Here is a 19,332-nt window from a genome sequence, read left to right as displayed (position 1 = left end):
TTTGAACGTTTTAGACGGCAGGGCCGGCAAGGAGGGACGAATGCCACTCTCCGATCATGAGCAGCGCATGCTCGACCAGATCGAGAGCGCGCTCTATGCCGAGGACCCCAAGTTCGCTTCCAGCGTCCGCGGTGGGACTCTGCGCGCACCCTCGGCGCGGCGTCGCCTCCAGGGCGCCGCACTTTTCGTGATCGGTCTGGCCATGCTGGTTTGCGGCGTCGCCTTCAAGGCCACCATGATCGGCAGCTTCCCGATTCTTTCGGTGATCGGCTTCTTGGTGATGTTCGGCGGTGTGATCTTCGCCATCACCGGCCCGCGGGTCGCGGGCGGTCGGGACCGCTCGGGCCCTGAACCCGGCGCGTCGCGCCAGAAGAAGACAAAGGGCTCGGGTGGCTCGTTCACCAGCAGGATGGAAGACCGCTTCCGCCGCCGGTTCGACGAGTAGATCGCACCGAGCCAAGGGGTAGCCCGCGCTGGGCTACCCCTTTTTTGTGCGCGTTTTACGCGCGACCGCGGCCCGGAGCGTGCCCGCATCCCCCACATCGCCCCACCAGCCCGGCCGATGGGCTTCACCTGCGTCTTTGTCTCTCTGACAGTCGGTGCAGCGGCGGGAATCGCCGACAATCAGCCACGTCGGGGGGCGGTGGTGGGGACATGCCGTCAACTTTTGCTATCAAATGGAGCGTTGTGGGGGATTGTGGGGTAAAGTGGCGGACAACGGAGCGACCGGGGCTCTGTTGAGAGGCAAGAGGTGGCGGGGAGGTGGCCAGATGTTTCTGGGCACCTACACGCCCAAGCTCGACGACAAGGGGCGGCTCACGCTGCCCGCCAAGTTCCGCGACGCGCTGGCAGGAGGGTTGATGGTCACCAAGAGCCAAGATCACAGCCTGGCGGTCTACCCGCGCGCCGAGTTCGAAAAGCTGGCTCGACGGGCATCGCAGGCATCGCGTAGCAATCCGGAGGCACGCGCATTCCTTCGTAACCTGGCCGCCGCCACCGACGAGCAGCATCCCGACGGCCAAGGACGGATCACGCTGTCCGCCGACCATCGCCGCTACGCGAACCTTTCCAAGGACTGTGTGGTGATCGGATCGGTTGACTACCTGGAGATCTGGGACTCCGCGGCATGGCAGGAGTATCAGCAGACACACGAAGAGAACTTCTCCGCGGCCACCGATGAAGCTCTCCACGACATCATCTGATGTGGCCGCCGAGGCGCACCTTGCCCGTGCATCGTGGTCTCTGCCCGAACCGGCCCTGACGTACTTCCCCGACGTCAGGTCCGCGATCTCGGACAGGGACCTCGGTGCAGGGGCCCCCATCAAAGAGGTTGCGATGGCCGCGAATCCAGGCGAACACCCACACGTCCCCGTTCTGCTCGACAGGTGTGTCGAACTGCTCAAGCCGGCGCTGACCCGCCAACACGCCGACGGCCGAGGCGCCGTCCTGATCGACGCGACGCTGGGTGCCGGTGGGCATGCCGAACGCTTCCTCACCGAGCTTCCCGGCCTGCGGCTCATCGGCCTCGACCGCGACCCCGATGCGCTGTGGATCGCGGGCGAGCGGTTGGCGCAGTTCGGTGACCGCGTCACGCTGGTGCGCACCCGCTATGACGGAATCGACCAGGTGTTGGCCGAAACCGGTTATCGGACAGGCGAAGTGGACAGCATCCTGTTCGACCTGGGTGTCTCGTCGATGCAACTGGACCGCACCGCGCGCGGCTTCTCTTACTCCGCCGACGCGCCGTTGGACATGCGGATGGATCCCGATGCTGAGCTGACCGCGGCCGACGTGCTCAACACGTACGACGAGAAGACGCTGAGCCGGGTGCTGCGGGAGTTCGGCGAGGAGCGGTTCGCCGGCCGCATCGCCGCGCAGATCGTCCGCCGCCGCGCGCAGCGGCCGTTCGCCACCACCGGCGAACTGGTCGAGCTGTTGTATCAGGCGATTCCCGCGCCTGCCCGGCGCACTGGCGGACATCCGGCCAAACGCACGTTCCAGGCGTTGCGCATCGTCGTCAACGGCGAGTTGGAGTCACTGCGCAACGCCTTGCCCGCGGCGCTCAGCGCGCTGGCCCCCGGCGGCCGCATCGCCGTGATGGCGTACCAGTCGCTGGAGGACCGCATCGTCAAGAACCAGTTCGCGGCCGCCACCGCATCCCGCACACCAGAGGGGCTGCCGGTCGAATTACCAGGACACGGACCGGCATTCGTCGCATTGACCCGCGGAGCCGAACGTGCGGGCGCCGAGGAGATCGAACTCAATCCGCGTAGCGCCTCGGTGCGGCTGCGGGCACTGGAGAAGGTGGGGGGTTGACATGAAGGCACGCAAGCCTGCGTCGGTTCGCGGTGGCGACGAAGCTCGTCGCGCGGGCCGCGGCGCCACCCGCAGACAGGCCGATGCACCGCCGCGCAGGCGCAAGCCGACGCGTGAGCAACGGCCGCAGCGCTCGGCGCCCGCGACCAATCCGATCCCTCGGCCGACTGACGCGCCGGCCAGGCCGAAGACAGCGAGCCAGGCCAAGGCGCGGGCGAAAGCGCGTAAGGCGAAGGCGCCCAAGGTCATCCGGCCGCCACTGCGCGAGCGGATCGTCGTCAGGCTGGCCTCGATCGACCTGAATCCGCGAACACTCGTCGCGAGGGTGCCGTTCGTGGTGCTGGTCATCGGGTCGCTCGGGGTCGGGTTGGGGGTCACGCTGTGGCTGTCGACGGATGCCGCCGAACGTTCGTATCAGCTCAGCCACGCGCGCGAGACGAATCAGGCGTTGCTGCAGCAGAAAGAGGCGCTGGAACGTCAGGTGCTCGAGGCGCAGGCCGCGCCCGCGCTCGCCGAGGCGGCCCGAAACCTCGGCATGATTCCGTCACGCGACACCGCGCACCTCGTCCAAGACCCTTCAGGCAACTGGGTGGTCGTCGGCACCCCCAAACCCGCGCAGGGCGTCGCGCCGCCGCCGCTGAACACGCCACTGCCCGACGAGAAACCGGCCCCGCCGCCGGCCCCGCCCGCCGCGCGCGTGGTCGAACCACGCGAGCTGACCATCCGGATGCCGCCGCGAACCCAACTGCCCGCACCGCTGCCGGGCGTCGAGCAACCGGTGCCGGTTGCCGGGGCGGCTCCGCTGGCGACCCCGCCTGGCGCCGAGGTGCCGCACGCGGTGCCGGGGCAGACGCCCGCGCTGGGGCCCGTTGTTCCGGCGGCTCCACCCGCTGAGGTGCCCGTACCACCTGCCGTGGCCTCGCCGGTTGCAGGCGCACCCGCATGAGCCGCGGGGGAAATCGGGGCCGCAGCCCCGCCGCGCCGAAGGCACGCAAGGCGCAACCCAGCCAGGAGCGTTCGGCCAAGGCGCGCCGAACCCGCCAGGCCGCAGCCGAAAAGGGCTTGCGCAGTGCGTCGTTCGTGTTCCGGCATCGGGCAGGCAACGTGGTCATCTTCCTGGTGCTGGTGGTCGCCGTCGCGCAGCTTTTCACGTTGCAGGTGCCACGTGCCGCGGGCCTGCGGGCCGAGGCCGCGGGACAGCTCAAGGTCACCGATGTGGAAAAGGCGGTGCGCGGTGCGATCGTCGACCGCAACAACGACAAGCTGGCCTTCACCATCGAGGCCAGGGCGCTGACCTTCCAGCCGGTCAAGATCCGCAAGCAACTCGAAGAGGCCAAGGCGAAGACGCCGTCGGCGCCGGACCCGCAGCGGCGACTGCGTGACATCGCCGCGGAAGTCGCGTTGCGGCTCAACAACAGGCCGGATGCGGCGACCGTGCTGAAAAAGCTGACCAGTAAGGATTCGTTCGTGTATCTGGCTCGCGCGGTCGATCCCGCGATCGCCGACGCCATCACCACGAAATTCCCCGAAGTCGGCTCGGAGCGACAGGATCTGCGCCAGTATCCCGGCGGATCGCTGGCGGCCAACATCGTCGGCGGCATCGACTGGGACGGCCATGGCCTACTCGGACTCGAGGATTCGCTCGACGCCTCACTCGCAGGGACCGACGGTTCTGTCACGTATGACCGCGGCTCCGATGGCGTGGTGATTCCGGGAAGTTATCGCAACCGGCACGACGCGGTCGACGGGTCGACGGTGATGCTGACGCTCGACGACGACATCCAGTTCTACGTCCAGCAGCAGGTGCAGCAGGCCAAGGACATGTCGGGCGCCAAGCACGTTTCTGCCGTCGTGCTGGACACGAAAACCGGTGAGGTGCTTGCGATGGCGAACGACAACACGTTCGATCCGTCGCAGGACGTCGGCCGCCAGGCAGATCGCAATCTCGGCAATCCTTCGGTGTCATCGCCATTCGAACCGGGTTCGGTGAACAAGATCGTCACCGCCGCATCGGTGATCGAATTCGGGCTGTCCAATCCCGACGAGGTGCTGCAGGTACCGGGTGAAATCGAGATGGGCGGGATCACCGTCCACGATGCGTGGGAGCACGGTGTCACGCCGTACACCACCACCGGCATCTTCGGTAAGTCGTCGAACGTGGGCACGCTGATGCTGGCCCAACGGATCGGGCCCGAGCGTTACGCCGACATGCTCACGAAATTCGGGCTCGGCCAGCGTACCGGCGTCGGATTGCCGGGGGAGAGCGCAGGACTGGTACCGCCGATCGACCAGTGGTCGGGCAGCTCCTTCGCCAACCTGCCTATCGGCCAGGGACTTTCGATGACCTTGCTGCAGATGACCGCCATGTACCAGGCGATCGCCAATGACGGCGTGCGCATCCCACCGCGCATCATCAAGACCACCATCGCCCCGGACGGCACCCGTAAAGACGAGCCGCGGCCGCAGGGCGTGCGGGTGGTGTCGCCACAGGCCGCGCAGACCGTACGCCAGATGTTGCGCGCGACTCTGCAGCGCGACCCGACGGGCGTTCAGCAGGGCACCGGCTCCCAGGGCGCGGTCGACGGGTACCAGATCTCGGGCAAGACCGGAACCGCGCAGCAGATCAACCCGGGCTGCGGGTGCTACTACGACGACGTCTACTGGATCACGTTCGCGGGCATGGTGCCGACCGACAACCCCCGCTATGTGATCGGCGTGATGGCCGACAACCCGCAACGCACCGCCGACGGCCAGCATGGCACCACCATGGCGCCGCTGTTCCACAACATCGCCGCCTGGCTGCTGCAGCGGGAGAACGTGCCGCTCTCACCAGACCCCGGTCCGCCGCTGACGCTGCAAGCCACCTGAGTTGGCGGGCCGGCGCCGCCGGGCCGGTACTGTGTCATCGCCATGAACCTGCGCCCCAACAATCCCGTCGGCGAACTGCTGGGGCGGCTGGCTGAGCAGGTGCGGGCGGTGCCCGCCGGCGGGGGAGCGGTGCCAGACGTGCAGATCACCGGCGTCACACTGCGGGGCCAGAACGCACAGCCCGGCGACCTGTTCGCCGCGCTGCCAGGCGCGTCGTCGCACGGTGCGGGCTATGCCGCCGACGCGGTGGCGCGTGGCGCCGTCGCGGTGCTGACGGACCCGCGGGGGATGGACGCGATGGATCCGGGCGTCGGCGTGCCGGTTCTGCTGCATCCCGAGCCACGGTCGGTGCTCGGCGAATTGGCGGCCACCGTCTACGGGCATCCGTCGGATCGACTGCGGGTGATCGGCGTCACCGGGACGTCCGGCAAGACCACGACGACATACCTGGTGGAGGCGGGCCTTCGCTCGGCGGACCGGGTGGCCGGACTGATCGGCACCGTCGGCGTCCGCATCGACGGCCGCGACCAACCCAGCGCGCTGACCACACCCGAAGCGCCCGACCTTCAGGCGCTGCTGGCGGTGATGGTCGAGCAGGGCGTCGACACCGTGGTGATGGAGGTGTCCAGCCACGCGCTGACGTTGGGCCGGGTCGACGGTGTGCACTTCGCGGTCGGCGGGTTCACCAACCTGTCGCGGGACCACCTCGACTTCCACCCGACGATGCAGGCCTACTTCGACGCCAAGGCCAGGCTGTTCAACCCCCAATCGCCCGCGCACGCAACTCTTTCCGTGGTGTGCATCGACGATGACGCCGGGCGCCAGATGGCTCGGCTTGCCCACCGGCCCGTTTCGGTCAGCGCCGCGGGACGCGACGCCGACTGGCGGGTGGAGACCGTCGCAACCGTCGATCTCGGAGCCCAGGAATTCGTCGCCGTCGACCCTGCGGGCGTGCACCATGGACTTCGGATCGGATTGCCCGGCCGCTACAACGTCGCCAACTGTCTGCTGGCGATCGCGCTGCTGGACGCCGTCGGGGTGTCGCCTGAACAGGCCGCGCCGGGGCTGCGCACCGCCACGGTGCCAGGCAGGCTGGAACCCATCGACTGTGGCCAGGGCTTCCTCGCGCTCGTCGACTACGCGCACAAACCCGGTGCGCTGGGCGCGGTGCTCGAGACGCTGCGCGCGCAGACCGAAGGACGGCTCGCCGTGGTGTTCGGGGCGGGCGGCAACCGCGACCCCGGCAAACGCGAACCGATGGGCCGCGTTGCGGCCGAACTGGCCGACCTGGTGGTGATCACCGACGACAATCCCCGCGACGAACAGCCCGCCGCGATCAGGGCGGCCATCATGGCGGGCGCGAAGACGGGACGCGCACAGGTGGTCGAGATCGGCGACCGGCGCGAAGCGATCGATCATGCGGTGGCGTGGGCGCGACCAGGTGATGTCGTACTGATCGCGGGCAAGGGCCACGAGGCCGGCCAGACCAGCGGCGGACAGACCAGGCCGTTCGACGACCGGGTCGAGCTCGCTTCGGCCCTCGAAGCACTGAGGTCGCGCCGATGATCGAGCTGACGGTTGCCCAGGTCGCCGACATCGTCGGCGGTCGGCTCGCCGACATCTCGCCGCAGGAGGCGGCCGAGGCGCGCATCACCGGAACGGTCGAATTCGATTCGCGCGCAGTAACTTCCGGGTCGCTGTTCCTGGCACTGCCCGGTGCGCGTTCGGACGGCCACGATTTCGCCGCCGCTGCCGTCGGCGCGGGCGCCGTCGCGGTGCTCGCCGCGCGTCCTGTGGGAGTGCCCGCCATCGTGGTCGACCCCACGCCCGCCCCGGACGCCGGGGCGAGCGTTCTCGAACACGACACCGACGGATCGGGCGCCGCGGTGCTCGCGGCCCTGGCGCGACTGGCGCAGGCGGTCGCCGCGGAACTGGTCGCCGGTGGGCTGACCATCATCGGGATCACCGGTTCGTCGGGTAAGACCTCGACGAAGGACCTGCTCGCCGCGGTGCTCGCGCCGCTGGGCGAAGTCGTCGCACCGCCGGGTTCGTTCAACAACGAACTCGGCCACCCATGGACGGTTTTGCGCGCGACGGAGTCGACGGACTACCTGGTGCTGGAGATGTCGGCGCGCCATCCTGGCAACATCGCGGCGCTGGCCGAGATCGCGCCGCCGTCGATCGCCGTCGTGCTCAACGTCGGTACCGCGCACCTCGGCGAGTTCGGCTCCCGCGAGGCCATCGCGGCCACGAAAGCCGAACTGCCGCAGGCTGTTCCAGCGTCGGGTGTGGTGATCCTCAACGTCGACGACGCCGCGGTGGCCGCGATGGCCGGCCAGACGCAGGCGCGCGTGGTGCGGGTGGCCCGCTCTGAGTCTTCCGAAAGCGGGACTGCCGATGTGCGCGCCGAGGCCGTCACGCTCGACGCGCTCGCGAGGCCGCGGTTCACGCTACACACCGGTGCCGGGCAGATCGATGTCGCGCTGGCCGTGCACGGCGAGCATCAGGTGTCGAACGCGCTGTGCGCGGCGGCCGTCGCGCTGGAGTGCGGCGCGACCCTCGACCAGGTCGCCACCGCGCTGGCCGGGGCGGGTCCGGTGTCCAAGCAGCGCATGCAGGTCGCCACCCGCGCCGACGGTGTGACCATCATCAACGACGCCTACAACGCCAACCCCGACTCCATGCAGGCGGGGCTGAAGGCGCTGGCCGCCATCGCCCACGAAGGCGGCGAGAAGCGGCGCAGCTGGGCCGTGCTCGGTGAAATGGCCGAACTGGGCGACGACGCCATAACCGAGCATGACCGCATCGGCCGGTTGGCCGTGCGATTAGATGTGTCTCGACTCATCGTCGTCGGAACCGGGAGGTCTATGAGTGCCATGCACCACGGGGCGGTGATGGAGGGATCCTGGGGTTCGGAAGTCACCATGGTCGCCGATGCCGACGCCGCGCTGGCATTGCTTCAGGCCGAACTGCGGGCTCCAGATGTGGTGCTGGTGAAAGCCTCGAACGCCGCAGGCCTCGGGGCGCTGGCCGACGCGCTGACCGCTGAGGCGCGCCGATGAGGCAGATCCTCATCGCTGTCGGCATCGCGCTGACGGTGTCGATCCTGCTCACTCCGGTGCTCATCCGGTTGTTCACCCGACAGGGCTTCGGCCACGAGATCCGCGAGGACGGGCCGCCCAGTCACCGCAAGAAGCGGGGCACCCCCTCGATGGGCGGCGTCGCGATCGTGGCAGGCATCTGGGCGGGCTATCTCGGCACGCAGTTGATCGGTGTGGTGATGGACGGCAAGGGTCCGTCGGCGTCGGGTTGGCTGGTGCTCTTCCTGGCCACCGCGCTCGGCGCCGTCGGGTTCGTCGACGACCTGATCAAGATCCGCCGCGCGCGCAACCTCGGGCTCAACAAAACCGCCAAGACCATCGGAATCCTGGCCGCCGCCGTGCTGTTCGGTGTGCTGGCACTGCAGTTCCGCAACGCGGACGGGCTGACACCGGGCAGCCCCGAACTGTCGTATGTGCGCGAGATCGCCACTGTCACGCTTGCGCCCGCCATCTTCGTGTTGTTCTGCATTGTCATCGTCAGCGCATGGTCGAACGCGGTGAACTTCACCGACGGCCTTGACGGCCTCGCCGCAGGGGCGATGGCCATGGTCTGCGCGGCGTACGTGCTGATCACGTTCTGGCAGTTCCGCAACGCCTGCGCGACCAGTCCCGGGCTCGGCTGCTACCACGTGCGCGACCCGCTGGACCTGGCCATCATCGCGGCGGCGACCGCGGGCGCCTGCATCGGCTTCCTGTGGTGGAACGCCGCGCCCGCCAAGATCTTCATGGGCGACACCGGGTCGCTGGCTCTGGGCGGCATCATCGCGGGGCTTTCGGTGGCCAGTCGCACCGAGATGTTGGCCGTCGTGCTGGGAGCGCTGTTCGTGGCGGAGGTGACGTCGGTGGTCGTGCAGATCATGGCGTTCCGCACCACCGGGCGCCGGGTGTTCCGGATGGCGCCGTTTCACCACCACTTCGAACTCGTCGGCTGGGCGGAAACCACGGTCATCATCCGGTTCTGGCTTCTCACGGCGATCGCGTGTGGTCTCGGCGTCGCGCTCTTCTACAGCGAGTGGCTGACCACAGTCGGAGCCTGACATGGACCTGACAGGGGCCAAGGTGCTGGTCGCCGGCGCCCGCGTGACCGGCCGCGCGATCCTGGCCGCGCTGATACCGCTCGGTGCGCGCGCCACGCTGACCGACGACAGTCCCTCGATGTTGACAGAGTTCGCGCAGAACGGTGTCGCGGTCATCGACGCTGCCAGTGCCGCCGAGCGGATCACCGACTTCGACCTCGTGGTCACCAGCCCCGGCCTGCCGCCGACCGCAACCGTGCTCGCCGCCGCCGCGGCGGCCGGTGTGCCGATCTGGGGTGACGTCGAATTGGCCTGGCGGCTGGACGTTTCCGGGCACTTCGGGCCGCCGCGGCGCTGGCTGGTGGTGACGGGCACCAACGGCAAGACCACGACCACGTCGATGCTGCACGCGATGCTTGTCGCCGCCGGGCGCAGCGCGCTGCTGTGCGGCAACATCGGCGACCCGGTGCTCGACGTGCTCGATCAGCGGGCCGAGTTGATGGCCGTCGAGCTGTCCAGCTTCCAGCTGCACTGGGCGCCGTCGCTGCGTCCCGAGGCCGGAGTGGTGCTCAACGTCGCGGAGGACCACCTCGACTGGCACGGGTCGATGGAGGCGTACGCCCGCGACAAAGCCAGGGTGTTGGACGGCCGCGTCGCCGTCGTCGGACTCGACGACCCGGTCGCGGCGGGCCTGCTGGCCACCGCGGCCGCGGCCGTGCGGGTCGGCTTCCGGCTGGGCGAGCCCGCGGCCGGGGAGTTGGGTGTGCGCGACGGTGTGCTCGTCGACAACGCGTTCGGTGACAACGTGTCGCTTGTCGACGCCGCCGCGATCCCGGTCGCCGGGCCGGTGGGGGTGCTCGACGCGTTGGCGGCCGCCGCGCTGGCCCGCGCCGTCGAGGTGCCGCCGGAGGCCGTCGCCGTCGCGCTGGCCGGGTTCCAGGTCGGCAGGCACCGCGCGCAGGCGGTCGGCGTCGTCGACGGCGTCACCTATGTCGACGATTCCAAGGCCACCAATCCGCACGCGGCGCAGGCGTCCATCACCGCTTATCCGCGGGTGGTGTGGATCGCCGGCGGGCTGCTGAAGGGCGCGTCGGTCGACGAACTGGTTGCTGCAGTGGCGAATCGCCTGGTCGCGGTGGTGTTGATCGGTCGCGACCGGAACCTGATCCGGGACGCGTTATCGCGACACGCCCCGGATGTCCCCGTCGTCGAGGTTGTGACGGGGGAGGATTCTGGGGTGCCTGGGGTAAATGTGACTCAGCTGATGACCGCGGTCGTCCACGCCGCCCGCGGCCTGGCGGCGCCCGGCGACACCGTGTTACTGGCCCCGGCCGGTGCGTCCTTCGACCAGTTCAGCGGCTACGGTCAGCGCGGCGACGCGTTCTCCGCGGCCGTGTCCCAGCTGTCTCAGCTGAACCGGTAGCGCCGGTGAGCAACATCCTGACCCGGTTGCGGCACCGGCGTACGAAGCCGAACACCGAACCGGGCAGCGACGGGGCCGAGGCCACTGTCATCGCCGACGTCGGCGCGCCGCGGACCCGATTCGGCGCCTGGCTTGGCAGACCGATGACGTCGTTTCACCTCATCATCGCGGTCACGGCGCTGCTGATCACGCTGGGCTTGACCATGGTGTTGTCCGCATCGGGGGTGCACAGCTACGACGAGGACGGCTCGCCGTGGGCCATCTTCGGCAGGCAGTTGCTGTGGACACTAGTCGGGCTGCTGGCGTTCTATGTGGCCCTGCGGATGCCGGTGCAGTTGATGCGCAGGATGGCGTTCACGGGTTTCGCGCTGACCATCGTGATGCTGGTTCTGGTCTTGATCCCGGGAATCGGCACGGAGGCCAACGGTTCTCGCGGCTGGTTCGTGATCGCCGGGTTCTCCATGCAGCCGTCCGAACTGGCGAAAATCGCGTTCGCGATCTGGGGCGCGCATCTGCTGGCGGCGCGCCGCATGGAGCACGCCTCGCTCCGCGAGATGCTGATCCCGCTGGTACCCGCCGCGGTGATCGCGCTGGCACTGATCGTCGCCCAACCCGACCTCGGGCAGACGGTGTCGCTCGGCATCATCCTGCTCGGCCTGCTGTGGTACGCGGGCCTGCCGCTGCGGGTGTTCCTGTCCTCACTGCTTGCGGTCATCGCCTCGGCGGCCGTGCTGGCGGTGTCCGAGGGGTACCGATCCGACCGCGTGCAGTCCTGGCTCAATCCGGGTGCCGACACCCAGGGCTCCGGATATCAGGCACGGCAGGCGCGGTTCGCGCTGGCCAACGGCGGCGTGTTCGGCGACGGTCTCGGCCAGGGCACCGCCAAGTGGAACTACCTGCCCAACGCGCACAACGACTTCATCTTCGCGATCATCGGCGAGGAACTCGGATTCGTCGGGGCCGTCGGGTTGCTGTGTCTGTTCGGGTTGTTCGGCTACACCGGCATGCGGATCGCGCGGCGCTCGGCCGACCCGTTCCTGCGGCTGCTGACCGCCACCGCGACGCTGTGGGTGATGGGCCAGGTGTTCATCAACGTCGGCTACGTGGTCGGCCTTCTGCCGGTCACCGGGCTGCAGTTGCCGCTCATTTCGGCGGGCGGCACATCAACGGCGACAACCCTTTTGATCATCGGCATCATGGCGAATGCGGCCAGGCACGAACCCGAGGCGGTGGCCGCGCTGCGGGCCGGACGCGACGATCGAGTCAACCGGCTGCTGCGGCTTCCTGCGCCGGAGCCGTATGTGCCGACCAGGACGGAGGCGCTGCGTGACCGATTGCGGACGAAGCCGGGCGTGTCGGCTCCGAAGCCAACGCGAAAGCCCGACCGCAAACCGGATCGCAAGCCCGCACCCGCCAAGAAACGCAAACCCCAACCGGCCGACCGTCAGGTCCGGCGCGCAGGGCATCATGGAAACGCCCAGCGACCGCGCCGGGCGCGCACATTGGAAGGTCAGCGTTACGGGTGAGCATGTCAGGCCCCCTGGGGCAGGGGGACGACCGCGGGATGTCGGTCGTCCTTGCGGGCGGCGGCACCGCGGGGCACGTCGAGCCCGCGATGGCCGTGGCCGACGCGCTCACCGCGCTCGACCCGGCAATCCGCATCACCGCGCTGGGCACCCAACGGGGGCTGGAAACGCGGCTGGTGCCTGAGCGCGGCTATCACCTCGAGTTGATCACGCCCGTCCCGCTGCCCCGCAGGCCCTCGGGTGACCTGGTGCGACTGCCGCTGCGGGTGCGCCGTGCGGTCCGGCAGGCCCGCGCAGTGCTCGACGACGTCGACGCCGACGTGATCGTGGGCTTCGGCGGCTACGTCGCACTGCCCGCGTACCTGGCCGCCCGCGGCGGACTCGGTCCGCGAGGAAAGCGCCGCGTTCCCGTGGTGGTGCACGAGGCCAACGCGAGTGCGGGCTGGGCCAACCGGGTGGGCGCGCGGTCGGCGCAACGTGTGCTGTCGGCGGTGCCGGATCCCGGGCTGCGACACGTCGAGGTCGTCGGCGTACCGGTGCGCGCGTCGATCACCTCACTGGACCGCATAGCGCTGCGCGCGGAGGCCCGGGCGCACTTCGGCTTCGCCGACGACGCCAAGGTGCTATTGGTGACCGGCGGCTCCCAAGGCGCGCAGCGGATCAACCAGGCCGTCGCTGGAGCCGCCAAAGATCTTGGGGCCGCTGGCATTTCGGTGCTACACGCGCACGGTCCGAAGAACACCCTCGATCTTCGCGAACCTGCCGATGGTGATCCGCCGTATGTCGCCGTGCCGTATCTGGACCGGATGGATCTGGCGTATGCGGCCGCCGATCTCGCGGTTTGTCGGTCCGGCGCGATGACGGTGGCCGAGGTGACCGACGTCGGCCTGCCCGCGGTGTACGTGCCGCTGCCGATCGGCAACGGCGAGCAGCGACTGAACGCCCTTCCTGTGGTCAATGCCGGCGGCGGCCTGATCGTCGACGATGCCGACCTGACCCCGGCCTTCATTGCCGACACGGTGCCTCGCTTGCTCAACGACGGGCCAAGGTTGCAGGCGATGACCGCAGCCGCCGCGCTCGCCGGCCACAGGGATGCGGCGCAGCGGGTCGCGGAAGTGGCGCTCGAAGTCGCCCGAAAGCGGTTGCGATGAACGCGAATTCGCTGCCAGAAGAGCTGCAGCGGGTGCACATGGTCGGCATCGGCGGAGCCGGTATGTCCGGCGTCGCGCGCATCCTGCTCGACCGCGGCGGCATGGTGTCCGGTTCGGATGCCAAGGAGTCGCGCGGCGTCATCGCGCTGCGCGCCCGCGGCGCCGCGATCCGGATCGGGCACGACGAATCGTCGCTTGACCTGTTGCCGGGCGGGCCGACCGCGGTGGTCACCACCCACGCCGCCATCCCCAAGACCAATCCCGAGCTCGTCGAGGCGCGTCGTCGCGGGATCCCGGTGATCCTGCGACCGGTGGTGCTGGCCAGGCTGATGGACGGGCACACCACGCTGATGGTCACCGGCACCCACGGCAAGACCACCACCACGTCGATGTTGATCGTGGCGTTGCAGCACAGCGGCTTCGATCCGTCGTTCGCGGTCGGTGGCGATCTCGGCGAGGCGGGCACCAACGCCCACCACGGCAGCGGCGACTGTTTCGTCGCCGAGGCCGACGAGAGCGACGGATCACTGCTGGAGTACACGCCCGATGTCGCGGTGGTCACCAACATCGAGGCCGACCACCTGGATTTCTTCGGCAGTGCGGAGGCCTACGGCGCGGTGTTCGACGGCTTCGTCGAGCGTCTCAAACCCAGTGGCGCGCTGATTGTGTGCACGGACGACGCCGGCGCCGCAGGGCTCGCCGAGCGCACCGCCGCGTCGGGCGTTCGGGTGCTGCGCTACGGAAGCGACCCCGCACAACAGTTGGCGGGCACGCTGATGAACTGGGAGCAGCAGGGCACCGGCGCGGTCGCTCACATCCAGTTGCAAGGTGAAACCCATCCTCGGGTGATGCGGCTGGCCGTGCCCGGCAGGCACATGGCGCTCAATGCGCTGGGCGCGCTGCTGGCGGCGGTCGACATCGGCGCGCCCATCGACGCGGTGCTCGACGGTCTGGCCGGTTTCGAAGGTGTCCGGCGACGTTTCGAATTGGTCGGCACCACCAACGGCGTGCGCGTCTTCGACGATTACGCTCACCATCCCACCGAGGTGCGCGCCACGCTGACCGCCCTGCGTGCGGTGGCGCAGCAGGGCGACCCAGGCTTCGCCGGCCGCTCGATCGTGGTGTTCCAGCCCCATTTGTATTCGCGCACAAGCGCTTTCGCCCGTGAGTTCGGACAGGCCCTCAGTGAAGCCGACGAGGTGTTCGTCCTCGACGTCTACGCCGCACGGGAACAGCCGATGGCAGGCGTGAGCGGGGCGATGATCGTCGACCATGTCGCCGCCCCGGTGACCTACGTGCCGAACCTCTCCGCGGTGGCGGAGAAGGTCGCCGCCGCGGCCGACCCCGGCGATGTCGTGATCACCATGGGTGCGGGCGACGTCACGATGCTGGGCAAGGAAATCCTTGCCGCACTTCGGATCAGGGCCAACCGCAGCGCGCCGGGCGGGTCGGGGAAAGCGTTCCGATGACCGACCCGACCGAGTCGACCCAAGAGGCCGCCGACGTGGAGGCTCCGGACGAGACCTTGCCGCCAGCGGCCTCCGCCGACTATGAGGGGCCGCGACGGCGGGCCCGGCGGGAGCGCGAGGAACGCCGCGCCGCCCAGGCTCGCGCCACCGCGATCGAACACGCTCGCCGTGAGGCCAAGCGCCGTGTCATGAGCGCGCAGGGGGAGGAATCGAAAAGACTCGGCCGCAGGACGGTCCGCGGCCTGAAAGTGTTGATGTGGTCGGCGCTGGTGAGCGTGCTGGTGGTGGGCCTCGGCCTGCTGCTGTACTTCACCCCGGTCATGGCCGCGCGCAACATCGTCGTGGTCGGCGTCGGTGCGGTGACCCAGGATGAGGTGATCACCGCGGCCGCCGTGCAACCGGGCACGCCGCTGTTGCAGGTCGACACCGACGCGGTCGCCGAACGCGTCGCGGCGATCCGGCGGGTGGCCAGTGCGCGGGTCCAGCGGCAGTACCCGTCGACGTTGCGTGTCACCGTCATCGAGCGAATCCCGGTCGTAGTCAAGGATTATCCGGACGGCCCGCACCTGTTCGACAAGGACGGCGTGGACTTCGCGACCGCACCGCCGCCCGCGGGAGTGCCCTATCTCGACGCCGACAACCCGGGCCCCAGCGACGCACCGACGAAGGCCGCGCTACAGGTGATGACCGCGCTGCGCCCCGAAGTCGCCGGTCAGGTCGGCCGCATCGCCGCGCCCTCGGTCGCCGCGATCACGCTGACGTTGATCGACGGAAGGACCGTGGTGTGGGGCACCACCGACCGCACGGAGGAGAAAGCGCTCAAGCTGGGCGCCCTTCTCACTCAGCCCGGCCGAACCTACGACGTCTCGAGCCCCGACCTGCCTACCGTCAAATAGCGGGGGTCATTCCTGCGGGGGCGCGGTGCAATCGAGCCAGCTCCCGCCCTCGCGGAGAAGCGTCACGGGAGTGGTTCGCGATTGTGGCTCTTTGGTGCCCATTCGTTGGGTCAGCGTGGCGTCGGCCGTCGCGGTGTCACCGTTGACCACGATGTTGTCCACTTTGACCAGTTGAATCGACATGGACTGTTTCACCACGTCGAGCATGGCCGCCTTGTACGCGGGTTCGTCCTGCCGGATGATCGCATCGGCCACTGCCTGCAGCGACTGTTCGGAGGCGCCAGCGAACTCCTCGCCGAGTTGAGCGGCGAAGGCCTGCGCACCCATCGATGACGCGGCGTCGGCGGAGAACATCTTCATCGCGGGGATGGCGCTGTCCACCGACGCGGCGTGGTCCCGAAACTTCTGGCAGGTGAACTGGCCGACCTTGGCGAAGTCCCATGCGCCGAATGCCGCGCTCTCCTGGGTGATCACGTCGCGAATCTGGTCCTCATCAGAGGCTTTCGGCGTCGGTGTGGCCGGCGGTGCCGCCGACGAGTCCCTGGCCGCCGACGATGTCTGCGTCGCGGTGGCGTCGCCCTTGTCGCCGCAGCCCCCGAGAACGAGCGCTGCTGCGAGCATGGCGATTCCGGCGATACGGATATACATGACCCCCCTAGGCATACGCACAGCAAAGTGTTCAGTCGATTGTGGCAGCAACGCCGCACGGTTAGCGCCGACTTCGGCGAACAGACGTTGCGCGGAAAATCTCGACACGCGCTTCGGCGCGCCTGCACGGCTATGCCGCGACGTGCCCCTACCGTTCTGGATGCGCGGGACAACTTGACATAACTATAACCCTCTGGTTGAGGTTGAGAGTTTGCCGAATGGTCTCGTGTGTGGAATCGCTACAAGGGAGGAAGGCGACAGATGACCCCCCCGCATAACTACCTCGCCGTCATCAAGGTGGTCGGCATCGGCGGTGGCGGCGTCAATGCCGTCAACCGGATGATCGAGCAGGGCCTCAAGGGCGTCGAGTTCATCGCCATCAACACCGACGCGCAGGCGTTGCTGATGAGCGACGCCGACGTCAAGCTCGACGTGGGCCGCGACTCGACCCGTGGCCTCGGCGCGGGGGCAGACCCCGAAGTCGGGCGCAAGGCCGCGGAGGACGCCAAGGACGACATCGAAGAATTGTTGCGCGGCGCCGACATGGTGTTCGTCACCGCGGGTGAGGGCGGCGGCACCGGCACCGGAGGGGCGCCGGTCGTCGCGACCATCGCGCGCAAGCTGGGTGCGCTGACCGTCGGCGTGGTGACCCGGCCGTTCTCATTCGAGGGCAAGCGCAGGAGCAACCAGGCGGAGAACGGCATCACCTCACTTCGGGAGAGCTGCGACACCCTGATCGTGATTCCCAACGACCGGTTGCTGCAGATGGGCGACGCCGCGGTGTCGTTGATGGACGCGTTCCGCGCCGCCGACGAGGTGCTACTCAACGGCGTACAGGGGATCACGGATCTGATCACCACGCCCGGTCTGATCAACGTCGACTTCGCCGATGTCAAGGGCGTGATGAGCGGCGCGGGCACCGCGCTGATGGGCATCGGGTCGGCGCGCGGTGACGGCAGAGCCCTCAAGGCGGCCGAGATCGCGATCAACTCGCCGCTGCTGGAGGCGTCGATGGAGGGCGCGCAGGGCGTGCTGTTGTCGGTGGCCGGCGGCAGCGACCTCGGCTTGTTCGAGATCAACGAGGCCGCCTCGCTGGTACAGGACGCCGCACATCCGGAGGCGAACATCATCTTCGGCACGGTCATCGACGACTCGCTCGGTGACGAGGTCAGGGTGACGGTGATCGCGGCAGGCTTCGACGCGCAGGGACCCGGTCGGAAGCCGGTCGTCGGCACGGCCGGTGCGCAAGCGATCGCGCCGGGCAAGGCGGGCACCGTCAGCACCTCGCTGTTCGATCCCGCGGACGCGGCAAGCGTGCCGGTGCACACCAATGGTGCAACGGTCAAGATCGGCGGCGACGACGGAGGCATTTCCGACGACGACGTCGACGTGCCGCCGTTCATGCGCCACTGATGCACGTGCGGATACTGGGCGAGTGACCGTTCGTATCCGCCGCGTGACCACCACCCGCGCCGGCGGCGTCTCTGCGCCGCCGTTCGACACCTTCAATCTCGGCGACCATGTCGGTGATGACCCTGCGGCCGTGGCCGCCAATCGGAAGCGACTTGCTGCCGCGCTCAAATTGGGCGACGACAGCGTGGTGTGGATGAACCAAGTGCACGGCGATCATGTCGTGGTGGTCGACGGGTGGGTCCAGTCGGCGATCGACAATACCGATGCATTGGTCACCACCACGCCACGATTGGCTTTGGCGGTGGTAACCGCCGATTGTGTTCCAGTTTTAATGGGCGATGCCCGCGCCGGCGTGGTGGCGGCCGTTCACGCGGGCCGGGTCGGCGCCCAGATGGGCGTCGTCGCGAGGACGGTGCAGACCATGCTCGAGGTCGGCGCACGGGCTGGTGACATCTCGGCACTGCTGGGTCCAGCGGTCAGCGGAGCCAACTACGAAGTGCCCGAGCAGATGGCTGCGGAGGTCGAAGCCGCGCTGCCCGGCAGCCGCACGACTACCTCCCGGGGCACCGCCGGGCTGGATCTACGGGCCGGAATCGCTAGGCAGTTAACGACTTTGGGCGTCACGGCCATCGACATCGACCCGAGGTGCACGGTGGCCGACCACAACCTGTTCAGTCATCGTCGCGACGCGCCGACGGGACGGTTGGCGTCGCTGGTGTGGATGGAATGACCGCGGTGGCGAGTACACGTGAACGGGAACTGGCCGACGCGCTCGCGGCCATCCGGGCCCGGCTGGTCCGTGCCGCGAACGCCGCCGATCGCAATGAAAATGAAATTGAATTACTGCCCATAACGAAATTCTTTCCGGTTAGCGACGTACTTATTTTGCATCGTCTGGGGTGCCGACAATTTGGCGAATCGCGCGAACAGGAAGCGGCCAATAAATGCGCGGAAGTCGGCGCCGTGTTGGGGGCTGAGCCGATTCGCTGGCATATGGTCGGGCGGATCCAGCGCAACAAAGCGCGCTCGATCGCGGGCTGGGCGTACGCCGCGCACTCGGTCGACAGCGCCAAGCTGATCGCCGCGCTCGACCGGGCGGCGAGTCAGGCGCTGGCGGCCGGTCGAAGGGGCGAGCCGCTGCGGGTCTTCCTCCAACTGAGTCTCGACGGCGACGAGGCCAGGGGAGGGGTGGACATCGGGCGTCCGGATGCGGTGGACGAACTGTGTGCGGCCGTGGACGAAGCCGAGGGATTGGACTTCGTCGGACTGATGGCGATCCCGCCTCTTGGCGCCGATCCCGACGACGCCTTCTCACGGCTGGAGGAGGAAAAGGAGCGTGTGCAGAAGTCTTACGACCAGCCGCTCGGGCTGTCCGCAGGCATGTCCAGCGACCTCGAGAGCGCGGTCAAACATGGTTCCACGTGTGTGCGTGTCGGTACCGCGCTCATGGGGCAACGACCGCTAACGTCACCCTGAGTAGTCACTCTAGTCACATCTTCATCACA

General features: G+C 68.6%; 16 protein-coding genes and 1 pseudogene. 16 read left to right on the top strand and 1 reads right to left on the bottom strand.

Annotated elements, in window-relative coordinates:
• Positions 1 to 40 precede the first annotated feature (40 nt).
• The 13 genes and pseudogenes from ACGFK1_RS15545 to ACGFK1_RS15485 all read left to right on the top strand — a co-directional run bounded on the left by ACGFK1_RS15545 (position 41) and on the right by ACGFK1_RS15485 (position 15,766).
• Positions 41 to 445, top strand: coding sequence for a DUF3040 domain-containing protein (locus ACGFK1_RS15545; RefSeq protein ID WP_393430481.1), 405 nt, complete (start codon positions 41 to 43; stop codon positions 443 to 445).
• 325 nt (positions 446 to 770) lie between these two features.
• Positions 771 to 1,202, top strand: a complete 432-nt coding sequence (mraZ, locus tag ACGFK1_RS15540) for a division/cell wall cluster transcriptional repressor MraZ (RefSeq protein ID WP_069406478.1) — start codon at positions 771 to 773, stop codon at positions 1,200 to 1,202.
• On the top strand, positions 1,177 to 2,316 hold the full coding sequence (rsmH, locus tag ACGFK1_RS15535) for a 16S rRNA (cytosine(1402)-N(4))-methyltransferase RsmH (RefSeq protein WP_393430477.1): 1,140 nt from the start codon (positions 1,177 to 1,179) through the stop codon (positions 2,314 to 2,316). The genes mraZ and rsmH overlap by 26 nt, the downstream gene beginning before the upstream one ends.
• Position 2,317: 1 nt before the next feature.
• A complete protein-coding gene (locus ACGFK1_RS15530) occupies positions 2,318 to 3,262 on the top strand; it encodes a hypothetical protein (RefSeq protein WP_393430474.1) in 945 nt (314 codons plus the stop codon).
• Positions 3,259 to 5,184 (top strand): peptidoglycan D,D-transpeptidase FtsI family protein, encoded by a 1,926-nt coding sequence (locus ACGFK1_RS15525; protein WP_393430471.1) that lies wholly within the window; start codon positions 3,259 to 3,261, stop codon positions 5,182 to 5,184. The genes ACGFK1_RS15530 and ACGFK1_RS15525 overlap by 4 nt, the downstream gene beginning before the upstream one ends.
• Before the next feature lie 42 nt (positions 5,185 to 5,226).
• Positions 5,227 to 6,750: a UDP-N-acetylmuramoyl-L-alanyl-D-glutamate--2,6-diaminopimelate ligase gene (locus ACGFK1_RS15520; RefSeq protein WP_393430468.1), complete on the top strand. Its 1,524-nt coding sequence runs from the start codon at positions 5,227 to 5,229 to the stop codon at positions 6,748 to 6,750.
• Positions 6,747 to 8,246 carry a UDP-N-acetylmuramoyl-tripeptide--D-alanyl-D-alanine ligase gene (murF, locus tag ACGFK1_RS15515; RefSeq protein WP_393430465.1) on the top strand — a complete coding sequence of 500 codons (1,500 nt, stop codon included), beginning with the start codon at positions 6,747 to 6,749 and terminating at the stop codon, positions 8,244 to 8,246. Before ACGFK1_RS15520 ends, murF begins: the two co-directional genes overlap by 4 nt.
• Positions 8,243 to 9,322: a phospho-N-acetylmuramoyl-pentapeptide-transferase gene (gene mraY, locus ACGFK1_RS15510; protein ID WP_393430462.1), complete on the top strand. Its 1,080-nt coding sequence runs from the start codon at positions 8,243 to 8,245 to the stop codon at positions 9,320 to 9,322. Before murF ends, mraY begins: the two co-directional genes overlap by 4 nt.
• A 1-nt stretch (position 9,323) precedes the next feature.
• Positions 9,324 to 10,724 carry a UDP-N-acetylmuramoyl-L-alanine--D-glutamate ligase gene (gene murD, locus ACGFK1_RS15505; protein ID WP_393430458.1) on the top strand — a complete coding sequence of 467 codons (1,401 nt, stop codon included), beginning with the start codon at positions 9,324 to 9,326 and terminating at the stop codon, positions 10,722 to 10,724.
• Between the two features lie 69 nt (positions 10,725 to 10,793).
• Positions 10,794 to 12,250 (top strand): annotated as a pseudogene (gene ftsW / locus ACGFK1_RS15500) (putative lipid II flippase FtsW); the annotation flags it as partial.
• A 2-nt stretch (positions 12,251 to 12,252) separates the two neighbouring features.
• The gene (murG, locus tag ACGFK1_RS15495) at positions 12,253 to 13,401 is read left to right on the top strand and encodes an undecaprenyldiphospho-muramoylpentapeptide beta-N-acetylglucosaminyltransferase (protein WP_393430455.1); all 1,149 of its coding nucleotides are present in this window, start codon (positions 12,253 to 12,255) and stop codon (positions 13,399 to 13,401) included.
• Positions 13,398 to 14,870, top strand: coding sequence for a UDP-N-acetylmuramate--L-alanine ligase (gene murC / locus ACGFK1_RS15490; RefSeq protein ID WP_393430452.1), 1,473 nt, complete (start codon positions 13,398 to 13,400; stop codon positions 14,868 to 14,870). The genes murG and murC overlap by 4 nt, the downstream gene beginning before the upstream one ends.
• A complete protein-coding gene (locus ACGFK1_RS15485; RefSeq protein WP_393430449.1) occupies positions 14,867 to 15,766 on the top strand; it encodes a cell division protein FtsQ/DivIB in 900 nt (299 codons plus the stop codon). The genes murC and ACGFK1_RS15485 overlap by 4 nt, the downstream gene beginning before the upstream one ends.
• Before the next feature lie 6 nt (positions 15,767 to 15,772).
• Here the strand turns inward: ACGFK1_RS15485 and ACGFK1_RS15480 are convergent, their stop codons facing one another.
• Positions 15,773 to 16,429, bottom strand: coding sequence for a hypothetical protein (locus ACGFK1_RS15480; protein ID WP_393430446.1), 657 nt, complete (start codon positions 16,427 to 16,429; stop codon positions 15,773 to 15,775).
• Between the two features lie 246 nt (positions 16,430 to 16,675).
• On the opposite strand from ACGFK1_RS15480, the gene ftsZ reads away from it, so the two are divergent.
• Genes ftsZ through ACGFK1_RS15465 form a run of 3 tightly spaced genes read left to right on the top strand, consistent with a single transcriptional unit; the run spans position 16,676 to position 19,303 of the window.
• Positions 16,676 to 17,827 carry a cell division protein FtsZ gene (gene ftsZ / locus ACGFK1_RS15475; RefSeq protein WP_393430443.1) on the top strand — a complete coding sequence of 384 codons (1,152 nt, stop codon included), beginning with the start codon at positions 16,676 to 16,678 and terminating at the stop codon, positions 17,825 to 17,827.
• A gap of 22 nt (positions 17,828 to 17,849) precedes the next feature.
• A complete protein-coding gene (pgeF, locus tag ACGFK1_RS15470) occupies positions 17,850 to 18,557 on the top strand; it encodes a peptidoglycan editing factor PgeF (RefSeq protein ID WP_393430440.1) in 708 nt (235 codons plus the stop codon).
• Positions 18,554 to 19,303, top strand: a complete 750-nt coding sequence (locus ACGFK1_RS15465; protein WP_393430437.1) for a YggS family pyridoxal phosphate-dependent enzyme — start codon at positions 18,554 to 18,556, stop codon at positions 19,301 to 19,303. The genes pgeF and ACGFK1_RS15465 overlap by 4 nt, the downstream gene beginning before the upstream one ends.
• Positions 19,304 to 19,332: the final 29 nt, after the last annotated feature.

This window comes from Mycobacterium sp. NPDC048908, assembly GCF_043197955.1.
In the GTDB taxonomy this organism is placed as follows: Bacteria; Actinomycetota; Actinomycetes; order Mycobacteriales; family Mycobacteriaceae; genus Mycobacterium.
This window is presented reverse-complemented; position numbering and strand designations above follow the sequence as displayed.

What these genes read in the sequence shown, in the direction of transcription:
- ACGFK1_RS15485 (WP_393430449.1), top strand. Translation starts at nt 14,867, where the DNA reads ATGACCGACCCGACCGAGTCGACCCAAGAGGCCGCCGACGTGGAGGCT.
- ACGFK1_RS15545 (WP_393430481.1), top strand. Translation starts at nt 41, where the DNA reads ATGCCACTCTCCGATCATGAGCAGCGCATGCTCGACCAGATCGAGAGC.
- ACGFK1_RS15465 (WP_393430437.1), top strand. Translation starts at nt 18,554, where the DNA reads ATGACCGCGGTGGCGAGTACACGTGAACGGGAACTGGCCGACGCGCTC.
- rsmH (WP_393430477.1), top strand. Translation starts at nt 1,177, where the DNA reads ATGAAGCTCTCCACGACATCATCTGATGTGGCCGCCGAGGCGCACCTT.
- ACGFK1_RS15480 (WP_393430446.1), bottom strand. Translation starts at nt 16,429, where the DNA reads ATGCCTAGGGGGGTCATGTATATCCGTATCGCCGGAATCGCCATGCTC.
- mraZ (WP_069406478.1), top strand. Translation starts at nt 771, where the DNA reads ATGTTTCTGGGCACCTACACGCCCAAGCTCGACGACAAGGGGCGGCTC.
- ACGFK1_RS15520 (WP_393430468.1), top strand. Translation starts at nt 5,227, where the DNA reads ATGAACCTGCGCCCCAACAATCCCGTCGGCGAACTGCTGGGGCGGCTG.
- murG (WP_393430455.1), top strand. Translation starts at nt 12,253, where the DNA reads ATGTCAGGCCCCCTGGGGCAGGGGGACGACCGCGGGATGTCGGTCGTC.
- ftsZ (WP_393430443.1), top strand. Translation starts at nt 16,676, where the DNA reads ATGACCCCCCCGCATAACTACCTCGCCGTCATCAAGGTGGTCGGCATC.
- murF (WP_393430465.1), top strand. Translation starts at nt 6,747, where the DNA reads ATGATCGAGCTGACGGTTGCCCAGGTCGCCGACATCGTCGGCGGTCGG.
- ACGFK1_RS15525 (WP_393430471.1), top strand. Translation starts at nt 3,259, where the DNA reads ATGAGCCGCGGGGGAAATCGGGGCCGCAGCCCCGCCGCGCCGAAGGCA.
- mraY (WP_393430462.1), top strand. Translation starts at nt 8,243, where the DNA reads ATGAGGCAGATCCTCATCGCTGTCGGCATCGCGCTGACGGTGTCGATC.
- ACGFK1_RS15530 (WP_393430474.1), top strand. Translation starts at nt 2,318, where the DNA reads ATGAAGGCACGCAAGCCTGCGTCGGTTCGCGGTGGCGACGAAGCTCGT.
- murC (WP_393430452.1), top strand. Translation starts at nt 13,398, where the DNA reads ATGAACGCGAATTCGCTGCCAGAAGAGCTGCAGCGGGTGCACATGGTC.
- murD (WP_393430458.1), top strand. Translation starts at nt 9,324, where the DNA reads ATGGACCTGACAGGGGCCAAGGTGCTGGTCGCCGGCGCCCGCGTGACC.